This is a genomic window from Frateuria sp. (genome assembly GCF_035944355.1).
GTDB lineage: Bacteria > Pseudomonadota > Gammaproteobacteria > Xanthomonadales > Rhodanobacteraceae > Frateuria_A.
In genome coordinates, this window is the sequence record NZ_DASZBH010000010.1 from 92,858 (window position 1) to 107,043 (window position 14,186).

At 61.0% G+C, this 14,186-nt stretch carries 11 protein-coding genes; 4 read left to right on the forward strand and 7 right to left on the reverse strand.

What is annotated here, in order from left to right:
* Positions 1 to 95: 95 nt before the first annotated feature.
* Positions 96 to 1,820: a type IV-A pilus assembly ATPase PilB gene (gene pilB / locus VGU03_RS07820; protein WP_327479830.1), complete on the reverse strand. Its 1,725-nt coding sequence runs from the start codon at positions 1,818 to 1,820 to the stop codon at positions 96 to 98.
* A 275-nt stretch (positions 1,821 to 2,095) separates the two neighbouring features.
* Between pilB and VGU03_RS07825 the strand changes: the two genes are divergently transcribed.
* The 4 genes from VGU03_RS07825 to galE all read left to right on the forward strand — a co-directional run bounded on the left by VGU03_RS07825 (position 2,096) and on the right by galE (position 5,887).
* The gene (locus VGU03_RS07825) at positions 2,096 to 2,950 is read left to right on the forward strand and encodes a glycosyltransferase family 2 protein (protein WP_327479831.1); all 855 of its coding nucleotides are present in this window, start codon (positions 2,096 to 2,098) and stop codon (positions 2,948 to 2,950) included.
* Between the two features lie 3 nt (positions 2,951 to 2,953).
* Positions 2,954 to 3,691, forward strand: a complete 738-nt coding sequence (locus VGU03_RS07830; RefSeq protein WP_327479832.1) for a methyltransferase domain-containing protein — start codon at positions 2,954 to 2,956, stop codon at positions 3,689 to 3,691.
* A 64-nt stretch (positions 3,692 to 3,755) separates the two neighbouring features.
* A complete protein-coding gene (locus VGU03_RS07835) occupies positions 3,756 to 4,910 on the forward strand; it encodes a glycosyltransferase (RefSeq protein WP_327479989.1) in 1,155 nt (384 codons plus the stop codon).
* A complete protein-coding gene (galE, locus tag VGU03_RS07840) occupies positions 4,910 to 5,887 on the forward strand; it encodes a UDP-glucose 4-epimerase GalE (RefSeq protein WP_327479833.1) in 978 nt (325 codons plus the stop codon). Before VGU03_RS07835 ends, galE begins: the two co-directional genes overlap by 1 nt.
* Here galE and VGU03_RS07845 read toward each other — a convergent pair.
* From VGU03_RS07845 to VGU03_RS07870, 6 genes are read right to left on the reverse strand one after another with little or no spacing between them, the layout of a single operon-like run.
* Positions 5,844 to 7,007: a glycosyltransferase family 4 protein gene (locus VGU03_RS07845; protein WP_327479834.1), complete on the reverse strand. Its 1,164-nt coding sequence runs from the start codon at positions 7,005 to 7,007 to the stop codon at positions 5,844 to 5,846. The genes galE and VGU03_RS07845 overlap by 44 nt on opposite strands.
* A 2-nt stretch (positions 7,008 to 7,009) precedes the next feature.
* Positions 7,010 to 8,107 carry a UDP-galactopyranose mutase gene (glf, locus tag VGU03_RS07850; protein ID WP_327479835.1) on the reverse strand — a complete coding sequence of 366 codons (1,098 nt, stop codon included), beginning with the start codon at positions 8,105 to 8,107 and terminating at the stop codon, positions 7,010 to 7,012.
* Positions 8,108 to 8,161: 54 nt separating this feature from the next.
* Complete coding sequence (locus VGU03_RS07855; RefSeq protein WP_327479836.1) at positions 8,162 to 10,189, reverse strand: HAD family hydrolase; 2,028 nt, start codon at positions 10,187 to 10,189, stop codon at positions 8,162 to 8,164.
* Between the two features lie 9 nt (positions 10,190 to 10,198).
* Positions 10,199 to 11,386, reverse strand: coding sequence for a glycosyltransferase family 4 protein (locus tag VGU03_RS07860; protein WP_327479837.1), 1,188 nt, complete (start codon positions 11,384 to 11,386; stop codon positions 10,199 to 10,201).
* A 53-nt stretch (positions 11,387 to 11,439) separates the two neighbouring features.
* The gene (locus tag VGU03_RS07865; RefSeq protein WP_327479838.1) at positions 11,440 to 12,402 is read right to left on the reverse strand and encodes a glycosyltransferase; all 963 of its coding nucleotides are present in this window, start codon (positions 12,400 to 12,402) and stop codon (positions 11,440 to 11,442) included.
* Positions 12,399 to 14,171 (reverse strand): ABC transporter ATP-binding protein, encoded by a 1,773-nt coding sequence (locus VGU03_RS07870; RefSeq protein ID WP_327479839.1) that lies wholly within the window; start codon positions 14,169 to 14,171, stop codon positions 12,399 to 12,401. The genes VGU03_RS07865 and VGU03_RS07870 overlap by 4 nt, the downstream gene beginning before the upstream one ends.
* Positions 14,172 to 14,186 lie beyond the last annotated feature (15 nt).

The following is a 14,186-nucleotide window of genomic DNA, read 5'->3' on the forward strand; positions in this document are numbered from 1 at the left end:
ATTTCGTGGCCCCCCGCGCAACTTCGCGCTTTCCGGCCTGGCTCCGGAGCGAACGCCACGCGCGAATGATCCCTCGTGTGCGCCGCTAGCCGCGCTCAGTCCTTGGTGACGCGATCGATCTCGGCAAGGCTGGTCACCCCGTTCTTGGCCTTCTTCAACGCAGAGGCACGCAGGTCGTTGATGCCGGCCTGGCGCGCCACTTCCGCGATCTGCAACGCGTTGCCGCCCTGCAGGATGATCTTCTGGATGTCCTCCAGCATCGGCATCACCTGGTAGATGCCTACGCGGCCCTTGTAGCCCTCGTTGCAGTGCTCGCAGCCGACCGGCTCGTACAGCGTCAGCCCATCGTCGATCTCCTGCTGGCTGAAGCCGGCGGCCAGCAGCGCGTGCGGCGGAAGGTTCTGCGGCTTCTTGCAGTCGTGCAGGCGGCGGGCCAGGCGCTGGGCGATCACCAGGGTCACCGAGGAGGTGATGTTGTACGGCGCGATGCCCATGTTCATCAGGCGCGCGACGGTCTGCGGCGCGTCGTTGGTGTGCAGCGTGGAAAGCACCATGTGGCCGGTCTGAGCGGCCTTGATCGCGATCTCGGCCGTTTCCAGGTCGCGGATTTCGCCGACCATGATCACGTCCGGATCCTGGCGCAGGAACGAGCGCAGCGCCGCGGCGAAGGTCATGCCGCGCTTGACGTTCTGCTGCACCTGGTTGATGCCCTCGACGCGGATTTCGACCGGGTCCTCGACCGTGGAGATGTTGCGCTCCGGGGTGTTGAGGATGTTAAGCGCGGTGTACAGCGACACGGTCTTGCCCGAGCCGGTCGGGCCGGTCACCAGCACCATGCCGTAGGGCTTGTGGATGGCGTCCAGGTAGAGCTTCTTCTGGTCCTCCTCGTAGCCGAGCTTGTCGATGCCGAGCTTGGCCGAGGAACTGTCCAGGATACGCAGCACGATCTTTTCGCCGAACAGCGTGGGCAGCGTGCTCACGCGGAAGTCCATCGAACGGCTCTTGGAGAGGTTGAGCTTGATGCGACCGTCCTGCGGCACGCGGCGCTCGGCGATGTCCAGGCCGGCCATCACCTTCAGGCGCGAGGATATGCGGCTGGCCATCTTCATCGGCGGATTGGCCACCGGGCGCAGCATGCCGTCCATGCGCAGGCGCACGCGGTAGTTGGTTTCGAAGGGCTCGAAATGGATGTCCGAGGCGCCGCGGCGGATCGCATCGACCAGCACCTTGTTGACGAACTTCACCACGGGTGCGTCGTCGCCGCCGGTCGCGTCGATGCCGGTGGCGGGCTCGCCGTCCTCGTCACCGGCTTCCAGCGAGAGTTCGTCGAACTCGTCGTGGCCCATGTCCGGCATGGTCGCGTTGGCGCTCGCCAGCGCTCCGTCGATGGCGCGCGCAAGTTGCCCGCGCTCGACCAGGATCGGTTCCACCATGCAATTGGAGTGGAACTTGATCTCGTCCAGCGCGTGCGACTGCATCGGGTCGGCGATGCCCACGAACAGGCGCTTGCCGCGCTTGAACAGCGGCAGCGCCTGGTGCTTGGTCATCAGCGCCTCGCTGATGAGGTTGACTGGCATCGACGCGGGGGCGATGGCGCTCACATCCATCATCGGCATGCCGAACTCGGCCGAGGCGATCTGGGTGAGCTTGACGCTTTCGACCAGGCCGTGGTCCAGCAGCCAGGCGGCCAGCGAGACCTTTTGCTGGGTCGAATCGGTGACCGCCTTGCGGACGTCGGCCTCCGGCAGCATGCCCTCGGACACCAGGCGACGCGCCATGCCGGTAAGACCCGCGAGCGACGGTTGCAATTGGGATGACATGATAGATTTTGGCCTTAAGCCCCCTTATTGACAGGGAATTTACCCTAGAAAGGCAGCGCGGTCATCTGCTGCCGGGAGCCCGTGGCGGTCGACCTGGGAAGCCGCCAAGACCGTCGCGAAAACGATCCGTATAGGTTCACGCAAGGGCGGATGAGCTTGTGCAGTGGGGGCGGACGACACCACTGCTGCCCCGTGCCTTTGCCCGCAAGCATGAACCGCGACCGCCTTCGCCGTGATCGCCCGCGTTATGATCGCCCGACACCTGGGGGAACCTCTTGGCGCACCTGAGCATCATCCTGCCCGCGAAGAACGAAGCGGCCGCCCTGGCCGGCCTGCTGCCGCTGCTGCGCGCGGCGCAACCGGAGGCGGAAATTCTCGTCGTCGACGACGGCTCGACCGATGGCACCCGCGCCATCTGCGCCGAGCACGGCGTCAGCTGCCTGTCCTCGCCCTACTCGATGGGCAACGGCGCGGCGATCAAGCGCGGCGCGCGCGCCGCCAGGGGCGAGCGGCTGGTGTTCATGGACGGCGACGGCCAGCACGACCCGGCCGACATCGCGCGCCTGCTCGCCAAGCTGGATGAGGGCTACGACATGGCCATCGGCGCCCGCGACTGGGGCAGCCAGGCGGGCGTGGGCCGGGGCCTGGCCAACACCTTCTACAACTGGCTCGCCACGCGCATGACCGGCCACCCGGTGCTCGACCTCACCTCCGGCTTCCGCGCCGTGCGCGCGGAGAAGTTCCGCGAGTTCCTGCACCTGCTGCCCAACGGCTTCTCCTACCCCACCACCAGCACGATGGCTTTCTTCCGCAGCGCCTACCCGGTCGCCTACGTACCGATCAAGGCCGCCCAGCGCGTGGGCAAGAGCCACATCCGCCCGCTGCGCGACGGGCTGAGGTTCCTGCTGATCATCTTCAAGATCGCGACGCTGTATTCGCCGTTGAAGTTGTTTGCGCCGGCGAGCGTGGTGTTCTTTTTACTGGGGTGCCTCAACTATTTTTGGACCTATCACTACTACGGTCGCCTGACCAACGGCAGCACGCTGCTGTGGAGTGCCGGCGTGATCGTGTTTTTGATCGGGCTGGTGTCCGAGCAGATCACCGCACTGACATATCGCCGCACGGAGTAGTGCATGCGCGCACGGCAATTGCGTCGGCTTGCATCCCATATCCGCAAATGGCCGTTGCATCCCCAATGGCTGCTCGCCATCAGCGATGAGCAGAGTGATCTGGACGAAGCGCTCAGGCCCTTGCGGGGAACGATCGCGGACGTTGGCTGCGCCGATCGCCATATCGCCAGTCGCCTTCACCCCGAGGCCCTCTACGTGGGTCTGGACTACCCATCCACGGCGGTGGGCATGTACCGCACGCGCCCGGACGTTTTCGGCGACGCAAGGCACCTGCCGATCGGTAGTGCGTCAGCCGATGCCGTCATTCTGAAGGACGTCCTGGAACATGTCGCGCAACCCGAACTGGCGCTGGCGGAAGCTGCGCGCGTCTTGCGCGCAGGCGGAACCTTGGTCTTATGGATGCCGTTCCTTTATCCGATACATGACGCGCCCCACGACTTCCAGCGCTACACCGGCCACGCCATGGCAACCTATCTTGGCAGACAGGGGTTTGCGATACGGTCCTGCAAGCCCGTGCTCAAACCCATCGAGACCGCGGCACTCATGGCGGCCTTGGCACTGGGCGATGCCGTGGAGAGCATCTTCCAGCGCCGACGTTGGCTGGCGCCTCTGACTCCGGTGCTCGCCGTGCTGGTCTTGTTTGCCAATCTCGCGGGAAAGGCGCTTTCATGGCTGCCCTCGAGCAGCTTCATGCCGGCTTTTTACCGGGTGCTGGCCGAACGGGTAGAGCATGGTCCCTGAGACGCAGCGGGAAAGATCGGATCGTCCCTGCCTCCTTGTATTGGCATCGACCTATCCGCGCTGGATGGGAGACCCGGAGCCCGCATTCGTACATGAACTCTGCCGTCGCCTGGCGCGGCGGTTCGAGGTATACGCGATAGTCCCCGACGCGCCCGGGGCCGACTCGAGCGGAACGTTCGAAGGCGTGCATGTGATCCGTTATCGCTATGCACCCCGGCGTCTCCAGACGCTAGTGAACAACGGTGGCATCGCGGCGAATCTGAAGCTCAATCGTTGGAAGTGGTTGTTGTTGCCTTGCTTCGTGCTGGCGCAGTTCGTCGAAGCTCGACGGCTACTCCGCCAAAGGCGGGTTGACGTGGTGCACGCACACTGGCTGCTTCCACAGGGCATGGTCGCCCGCTGGCTAGGGCGGCCCTATCTCGTGACCTCGCACGGCGGCGACCTATTCGGCTTGCGCGGTCGTCTTTTGACGGTATCGAAACGCAAGGTGGCCGCCTCGTCGGCAGGCATGACCGTGGTCAGCCGCGCAATGCAGGACGAGGCATCAGCCCAACGCATACATGCTCCAGCGATGGCTGTCGTGCCCATGGGAGTGGATCTGCGGGGGCGCTTCGTTCCCACGGACGAACCGCGTTCGTCCGACGAACTGCTGTTCGTGGGCCGACTGGTGGCGAAAAAGGGGCTGCGCTTCCTGCTGCAGGCGATGCCGGACATCATCGCGCGGCGCCCCAGCGTGCGGCTGCGTATCGCGGGCTTCGGGCCGGAGGAACAAGCGCTGCGCGAACAGGTGCAGGCGCTGGGATTGGCTAACCGTGTTTCGTTCGAAGGCGCAATCCCACAGGAAAGGCTGCCCGCCTTGTATCGCCGGGCGGCGCTGTTCGTCGCGCCGTTCGTGCGTGACAGTTCCGGCGATCAGGAAGGATTGCCCGTGGCGCTGATGGAGGCCGTGGGTTGCGGCTGTCCGGTAGTCGCAGGCGACGTACCGGGGCTGGTCGATCTGCTTGGCGAAATGGCGGCGCAGGTTTGCGTGGATCCGAAAGATACGGCAGCGCTGGCCGACGCCGTGTTGAAATCGCTGGAACATCCAGAGCAGGCGCAGGCCCGGGCGGATCGCATCCGCAGGAACGCGATGGCATGGATCGACTGGGAAACCGTGGCCGAGCGCTATGGCGACCTGCTCATGCACTGTATTACGCCATCGGAAAAGGAGAGCCGCTGATGTCCCGCATCCTGGTCTGCGGTGGGGCCGGCTACATCGGCTCGCACATGGTCAAGCTGCTGCTCGAGCAAGGCAGCGAAGTGACCGTATTCGACAACCTCTCCACCGGTCACCGCGCCGCTGTCGGGGAGGCGGAGCTGGTAGTAGGGGATATCCGCGATCGTGGAGCGCTGTCCGGCCTGTTCCAACGACGATCCTTCGACGCAGTCATGCATTTCTGTGCCTCGTCGATCGTGGCCGAGTCCGTAACCGATCCTTACGCGTACTACGACAACAACGTGAGCGGCGCGCTGAGCTTGCTGGATGCAGTTCGGACAGCCGGCGTCGGGCGCTTTATTTTCTCGTCGACGGCGGCCGTGTACGGTGTGCCCGAACAGGCCCTCATCGATGAAGATCATCCGGCCCGGCCCATCAATCCCTATGGTGCGAGCAAGCTGATGGTCGAGCGGATGCTGGAAGACGCGGCCGGCGCCTATGGGCTGTGCTCCGTCGCATTGCGCTACTTCAACGCGGCCGGCGCCGATCCCCAAGGCGAGCTAGGCGAGTCGCACCAGCCCGAGACGCATCTGATACCGAACGTCCTGAGAAGCGCGTTGGGCCAAGGTGAGCAATTGCAGGTGTTTGGCACGGACTACGATACGGTCGATGGCAGCTGCGTGCGCGATTACATCCATGTCGCGGATCTGGCCGAGGCACACCTGAAGGCGCTTGCCTTCCTCGACAGACATCCGGGCGCACATCACTTCAATCTGGGCAGCGGATCAGGCCACAGCGTGCTGCAGGTGATCGAAGCGACGCGGCAGGTCACGGGTCGGGCGATACCCGCAGCCATTCGGCCGCGCCGACCCGGCGATCCGCCCGTATTGGTGGCCAGCAATCGGCGTGCACAGGCGGCGCTGGGCTGGCAGCCACGTCAATCGGAACTGCGGGAGATCATCGCCAGCGCGTGGCGCTGGCATTGTGATCCGCGCTACTGAGCTGCCGTGCTGTCGGCACCAGTGAGCGAAGCTGCGGTTCGATGTCGGCTAGCAGTTCCCGCCAGTCCCTGATCGGAACCTGAGCCACAACGGGGGATGCCAATTGCCCTTCGATCCGTCTCGCGAGTTCTGCGGCGTCGCCTGGCCGGTAGAGACAGGCAGGCATGTTCGCCAGCAATTCGCCCATCGCACCCACGTCGGCGGCGGCTACGGGCAGGCGGCAGGCCAGCATCTCGTAGGCCTTTTGCGGGAAGCAGTAGCGACCAAAGGCTGTGTCCAGCACGCAGATGGCACCCACGTCCAAGGCACCGAACAATTGGGCCACCTTGTCATGCGCAAGCGCGCCCAGGTAATGAACTCGGGGGCCCGTGGGCGGAGGCAGTGCCTTCTCGTGCGGACCAGCCAACACCAGGTGGACGTCCGGGTGTGCATCTCGCAGCTGCGCCCATGCCGCGTACAGGGCCGCCACGCCTTTGTCCCGATACAGCCCACCCGCCGTGCCGACCAGCTTGGCGTCCAGCGGCAGCCCAAGCGCCTGGCGGCATGAGCGCTGGTCTCGCGGATGGAATACGGCTTTGTCGACCGAGCTCGGCATCGCCAGCACTTTGCCATGGGGCCGGTACACCTCTATCACGAAGCGCCGTAATGGCTCGCTTGTCGTCAATACCAGCGCCGCACGTCGCACTGCGCGCCGAAGCATGCCCACCATCCCGGGGATACGCGCCTGCCCGAAACCCTCGAAGTTGTCGTACAGATCCGCCACGAATGGCACATGCAGGCGCCCCGCCAGCCAGGCACCCAACGCCACCTGCGGGATGTCGGACGCGCCAATCACCAAGTCGGGGGCAAACGCCCGTAGCCGTCGCAGCGTTCGCGCGGGATGGCCGAACAGGCCGAATCCAAGGTGTCCCAACGAACGCGACTCCCAGTGCAGCGCCCCCGGTGCAGCTTCATGTTCCCAACGCCTAGAAGCCGCGCCCTGCCGGTAATCCAGACAAATAGCCTCGACGGTATGCCCGAGCTGGGCCAGCTGGCGAGGGATCTCGTACAGGCGCGCATAGCGGTCAAGGATCACGTCCTTGCCCATGTAGCGACGCTTGCAAACGAACGCGATGCGCATGCTCAGTCCAGCAGCCGCTTGGCGGCTGCCAGCGCCGCGCCTACCACCTGGTCCATGTTGTAGTAGCGGTACTGCGCCAGCCGCCCGACGAAGGTGACGTTGCGCTCGGCCTTGGCCAGCTCCTCGTAGCGCTTGAAGAGCGCCTCGTTTTCGGCGCGCGGAATGGGGTAGTAGGGTTCGCCCTCCGCCTGCGGATACTCGCGCACGATGGACGTGCCCGAGTGCGTCTGCCCGGTCAGATGCTTGAACTCGGTGATGCGGGTATAGGCGTGGTCGTTGGGGTAGTTGATCGTGCCGGTCTCCTGGTACTGGGTCAAGCCGGCCAGATGCTCGTGTTCGAAGCGAAGCGAGCGGTAAGGGAGGGGGCCGAAGCAATACCGGAAGTAGGCGTCGATCGGCCCGGTATAGACCACGTGCGCGGCGCGCATGTTGTCGCGGAGGTCTTCGAAGTCCACGCCCAGTTCCACCGTAATGTTCGGGTGGTCAAGCATGGCCTCGAACATCCTGGTGTAACCGAACTTGGGCATGGCCTGAAAGGTATCGGTGAAATACCGATCATCGGTATTTGTGCGCACCGGGATTCGCGCCGCGACCCCGGCCTTCAACTGTGAAGGATCCAGGCCCCACTGCTTGCGCGTGTAGTTCAGGAAGAACTTTTCGTACAGGTCGCGGCCCACGCTGTTGAGCACTACGTCTTCGCTGGTGAGTACAGGGTCCCTGGGCTCGCGCACCCGCTCGAGGAAGGCTTCCGCACCCGTGTCGTCGAGGTCCAAGCCATAGAGTTGATTTAGAGTGTCCCTGTTGATCGGGAAAGGGTACGCACGACCATCCACCACGCCACGCACCCGATGTTCGTAGGGGCGCCATTCGGTGAAGCGGGAAAGGTAGTCGAAGATTCGCTCGCCGTTGGTATGGAAGATGTGCGGCCCGTAGCGGTGCACCAGCACGCCATGAGCGTCCAGTTCGTCATAGGCGTTGCCGGCGACGTGGATGCGCTTATCGACCACGCGCACCAACCATCCGGCATCGGCCAGCTCACGTGCGATCACACTGCCGGCAAAGCCGGCACCCACGACTAGGGCAAAAGAGGATGCTTGCATACGGATATCCTACCGGAAGGATATCGCCGGCAAGCCGGCAGATGTCGCTCGCTTCTAGCTCCTCAGGCGGTTTCGCAGGGAGTCGGCAAGCAGAGCAAGTTTCAACGGCAAGCGGACGTGCCACGGGGAGAGTGCGATAGAGCCCTCCAGCCACATGAACGATGGTGATTCGAAGCTCTTCTTCTTGGATAACGTCATGGAAAACACCGCCCACACATCATTCCAGCGCAGAGGGCGGCACAACGGTTCCACAAAAGGCATCTCGTGCCTCATGTCCGCCACGGTGCCAAAAGTCGACATCGCTCTGGCCTCGATTGCGTGCGGGTGACGCAGCAGTCTTTCGGCATTGGCCAGGATCTCGCCGATGTGTTCGTTCAGCGCGACCAGGATTCTTGGGTCGCTGGAGGCCAGCCTAGCGGCGGAGAGCGCTGCTTCCTGCAGCGCGGCAGCGTAGCTGAGCTCCGCCGTGCTACGGAGTTCTCGGCCGAAAACGGGGTGCGCGCGAGCTCCTTCCAAGCGGTAGCTTTGCGTGGTGGCGTGCGTGGACGGCAAGAAGCAATGTTCGATGATGACGCGGCGACGTGAGAAGATGGACCCCGCCCTCGGCACGAGGGGATACGCGACACCGGCTTGGCTTTCATCAAGATGGTCCCGAGCCAACGCCAGGTAATAGCCGCAGGGCATCTGATGCGCGCCGCCTGCGGCTGCCAGGATGCGCTTGAGCGCGGCCTGCGCATTTAGGGACCAACCTGCGTCAACTAGGGCCCAGGGAGTTGCGTCGAACAGGCCCTCTTGTCGGAAGTAGGCTAGCGCCGCCTCTCGCTCACGCTCGATCGAGGAGAGAATCAGCTCCATGGCGGAAACGCTATCCGCTATTTCACTCAAGAACCCGCGGGCTTGGTCGTATGGCAAGTTCGCCACCCATGCTGCGCGGCTACAAGACAACATTTCGCGCAAGGTCTCTCGGGCCGCTTCGTTCAGCCCCATTCTTGCGGTGATGTCGTGCCGACTACTCGTCTGTCCAGGAATGATCAATAGGCGTTGCCAGTCGGTATCGTGCCGACTTATCGAAGGCCCGAGCCATGCTCGCCGAGACCCGTAAAGGTAGCGGAGCTCGATAGCGTCACTTTCGCCTTGCAGCAATTGAGCGATGCGAAGCATCACCTCGGCGTCGCGAGCCACAAAGTAGAGCCGCCGTACGCCGTGTTGTTTCGCGTGCTCGAGAACCCACGACACATAGGCCAGCAGCAACGGGACGACTATGCCGTGTATCACATGGTCCAGCGGTCCGCCTTCGCAGCCTGCGGGGTTGGAAAGCCGTAGCCGCCGGGCCAGCGCAGCCAGAAACGATTTGGCTCTTTCCCTGGGAAGGCGACGGCCAGCCATTGCTGCCTCCGGTGACGTCAGTATTCCGTCCCGCCAATGCTCTGCCCGGATGCTGGCCTTGGTGGCCATAGCAATGTCTGCGTGCGGGTTGTCTCCGGCATGAACCAATTGCGCGGCCTCAAGGCGCTCCGCATTCAACACATGGTGGAACAATTGTCCATGTTGCTTTGTTATGCCTGCATCGCAAGAAACATACAAAATGTCGCCATCTTTCATTACCCCACATTCCTTCAGAACAGGAGCGAGAAAAGATGAGGAAAGGTACATATCAGAAATGAAAATGATTCGATGCCCGGCTTTCCGAAGACTCTCGAGGCGAGATACCGCCGCTGGGATCGGATAGATGCTTTCGCGCTCTAGCTCGAGTTCCGCCCTGATCAGGTTGGATGCGTCGAACGGTAGACCGCCAGGCATGGAGAAGTGTGCATAGATCTCTTCTATCGTTACCGTCTGGTTAGGACGCGCGTGGCGGTGTGCCATTTTCTCGGCGCGTATGCGGGAGGACTGAAAGCGGGTGGCGAACTTGCGTTGCTCGCGCTCCTCACAGTCCGGTGGCGCCAAGCGTCGCCCAAGCTCATAGAAAAGATCGCGTGGATGAGCGTACGTCCGCGAGACGCACGTATCAAAAACGTCAAAAGAATAGACGGGTATCGATGCCTTGCCTGAAGGCTCCGGTTTATTCTGCTCAGTTTGCACTACAGGACCTTAAGGTGGCGTTGGCACGTCCGACGAGGAGATAATGTGGCGCAGGACCTTCTCCATCTTCGAACTAGCGAGGTTCCAGTTATGTTCGTTGGCCACTTGTGTTGCGGACGACGCAATTCGCTTTAGTAACGCTCTATCGGTAGCTAAGCGAATGATCGCTTGAGTTATGGAGTTAACGTCACGTGGCTCTACCACAAGGCAGTTTTCTTCGCTGATCGCGTAATCTTCCGTGCCATTGGGTGTCGTGATGACCGCCAATCCGCTTGCCATGGCCTCGATTGGAAAAAGCGGGAAGCTTTCGTACCAAGATGCAGAGAGCAGCACGTCGTTCATTCTATAAGCAGATGCCAGCTCGGCCTGGCTTAGGAAACCAAGATGTGTATATGGAGTGATATGATTTTCGGGTGAAAGGAGCGCAGGTCCATAAACGTTCCACTCAATTGTCATGCTAGGCAGCGCTGCTCGGGCAGCACGCACGGCCTCGGCCATTTCAATAAACCCTTTCCATCGCGCATCACGACCGCCATAGCTGATAATACGTAGCGTGGATGAGCTGCCCTCGATGCGTCGGTCGGCAGGGATGCAAGGCATGAAGACTTGTGGGTCGATAGCGTTTGTGGCGAGATATACTTTTTTATCCTCGGCAGTGGCCAGCAGCCGGTTTTCCAGTCGAGACTTGAGCCAGGAAGAGTTGGCGATCAATGTCAGTCCATATGAATAGCTGGCGTCGACATCGCTGCGGTCTACAGGGTCGTCAAAAAATAGTGGTTCATAATGTTGGCAAAAGTAGGCCTTTCGTCCCTTTCCATGTTTGGCCACCAGTGATGCGGTTTCCCACAAGGTCGCAATAGTTATATCGGCCTCCGGCAAGATATCCGACATAAACGCATGTGCCGTGGCTCTTGAATAGTAATCCCCCTTGTAACCATAACCAATGTAATCCAGGGCGTAGCTAGTCATCGCCAACGAGGCTTGGCCGAGCGGTAACCCTCCCGGCCACTTAAATTTAGAGGGAACGATCAGCTTAGCTTTCAGGTCTATCCATTCAGGCATGGCGCTTTTAGGATAAGCGACAACCGATACCTCATGACCCCGGAAGACCAGCTCATTTGCATGCCTGAGTGCGCAGTACAGTCCGCCTGTAAAATTTCTTCGGTCAATTCTGGGGAATACAAAGGTAATTTTCATTCGAGGCATTTTCTCGCATTTTTCGGTTTGTCCGATGCCAGCCTTCGCGGGAACTAACTTGGATAGTAGTTTGGACGAAGTAAGTGCTTCAATCGGTGGCCGGCCACGTACTTCAATGCCAATTGAAACCTGGACTTCTCCTTGAGAAAAGCCTTGTGAGTGATTTCGCCGTCACGTAAAACGGCGCGAAACATGGATAGGTCGAGATAACTTTTACGCCAAGCCAACCAAGCGTTGCGGATTGATTGCGCGTATGATTGATAATCGCCTGGAAATTCCGCCATCGCGCGTAGGCGGCGGAAATCTTCGTTCAAAAATTTCTTCCGTTGCGCAGACGTCTTGCTGGTTGAGGCTTCTTTCGTAACGGATGCGCCGTGGCGCCTGTAATCCACCAGCACCTCGTCCACGTAGGTGATATGACCTAGATTGGATGCAACGAAGGCGAGCCACCAATCGTGGGGTACGCGCGTGAGGGCTCCATGGTTGGAGAGTATGTGCTTGCGAAACATCATGGCATGCCCAAGCACCGAATTGCTAAAGAGGAAGGGGCGTGGATCGTTGCCTTCAAGCATATTGAGCGTATCCGCCAGTGTGCGACCTGTCGGCCGTCCTCTGTCATCGATAAGCTGGCTATTGCAATAGACCAGTAACGCATCGCCCATTGCCTCTACTAGTCTTCGTGTCTTGCCGGGATACCAAACGTCGTCTTGGTCACAAGGTGAAATAACATCGCCTCGGCACTCGGAAAAACACAGCGCGAAGTTCTGAATAATTCCGATATTCTTGTGAGGCGGCAGCAGGCGGATGCGCCTGTCTTGTAAAGCATATCGTTGCAGTATCTCTTGCGTGGTATCAGCAGAGCCATCGTCTGAGGCAACAATTTCAAAATTTGGATAGTCTTGCCCGATTAGCGATTCCAACTGTTTTTCGAGATATTTACCCCCGTTAAAGGTAGCGAGCGCGATGGAAACCAGGGGCGTTTGAGTCATATCACTTATTGTTTTCGCAGTGCTCATGACCTGCCCGTCCGGGGGCTTTCAGGAGCGCCATAGATAGCCTCACGTAGCTGGCCTGTGCTGCCGCCCACGGTCACGACATTTTGGCAATAGTGCAGCGAAGCTTCTTTGTGGGCTATGACGACGACGGTCTTGCTCCCCGACAGTTGGCGGATGGCCTCATTCAAGGCTTGTTCGGTCTGCTCGTCTAGCGCGCTTGTCGCTTCATCCATCAGCAGCACGGACGGGTCGCGATAGAGCGCGCGAGCGATGCCGACGCGTTGGCGTTGGCCGCCGGAAAGCCGGATGCCGCGATCGCCGACATAAGTGTCGTAGCCCTGCGGCAGCTCGCTCACCACGAATTCGTGGATCTGCGCGGCGCGGGCAGCGCGTTCCACAGCGGCCATATCGATGGCCTTCCGGGGAACGCCAAAAGCGATGTTCTCGGCGACGCTGGCGTCCGAGAGATAGATATGCTGCGGCACGTAGCCGATGGTGCGTTGCCAGTCAGCCGCGTTGTCGGCAGTAATGGGCACGCCGTCCACGCTCATCACGCCTTCCTGCGGGTGCAGTAGGCCGAGCAAGATGTCCATCAACGTACTTTTGCCTGCACCGCTCTTGCCTACGATCCCGACGCTACTGTTGGCTGGAATGACCAGGTCGAACCCGTCAAAAATCCACTTCTCCGGGGCCGAGGGATAGGCATAGCGAATACTATCCAGCCGGATTTCCCGATGCAGGGACAAGGCGTTGCCGGGCTTGACTTCCGGCTCCTTTGGCAGGCCCAAGTCCCGGGCGATGGAATCCAGGTGGGGGGACGCGAAACGCAATTTGGCCAAGCCGCGATACATGATCTGGGCTGAGGGCAACATCCGGTAGGCCGCGAAACCGTAAAGGCCAAGTGCCGGTAGCACGTGAGCGATGTCGTTGCTCCTCAGCAGTAGCACCAGGGCGATGACAATCAGCCCGGTATAGCCCGTGGCCTCCACGAGATACAAAGGCGACTGAGCCAGTGTTTCGTTGGTGGCGAAGTGGCGCGAGAAAAGGTGGGAGGCGCGTTCGAAGTGACCAAGATAGGCTTTGGTCGCGTGCGTGATTTTTACGTCCTTGATGCCACCTAACGCTTCGTTGCAGGCCTGGTACCGCTGCCCGTCCGCCGCCTGGCGCTCGTTGCCGATACGCGCCAGGCGTTTACGCACCAGCGCGTAGATGGTGCCGTACAGCACCGCTAAGGTGGCCATGATGCAGATCGCCGTCAGAGCGTCATAGCAGAAGATCAGCAGCGTCATGGCCAACAGCACGGCCCCTTGGGCCAGCAGCTGTGATAGAGGCTGGACTAGATCGAACAACAGCTGGTCGACTTCGGAAAGCACATTTTTGGCGAGAATCGACGGGTTATGGACGAGGAAGAACTCGTAGGGTTGCTCGAGGTAGCGCGACAGCAAGCGCGTGCTGATGGAGTGTCGTTCCATGTGCACAAAGCGATTCAGCACATGCAGGGTGATTGTCTTGAACAGTGACGAGGCAATGACGAGTGCAATGGAAGCGAAGCCAAGCAGAAAGATGAACTGGCGCGTATCGGTTAGACCCAATCTGCGATAAAGGTCTAGTAACAACGGCGTTTCGTGAATGATCGCCGGCCGCCCCAGCACCGAAAGAAACGGCATGATGGACAGCACGCTGGCGGTTTCCGCCATGGCCATCAACACGACGAGCACGAGCATCCGTATCGACTTGCGCCGCTCGGCCGGTGTGAAGATGGTCCAAATCTTTTTGAGGATGATCAGCATCGCTTGCCCAAGTCC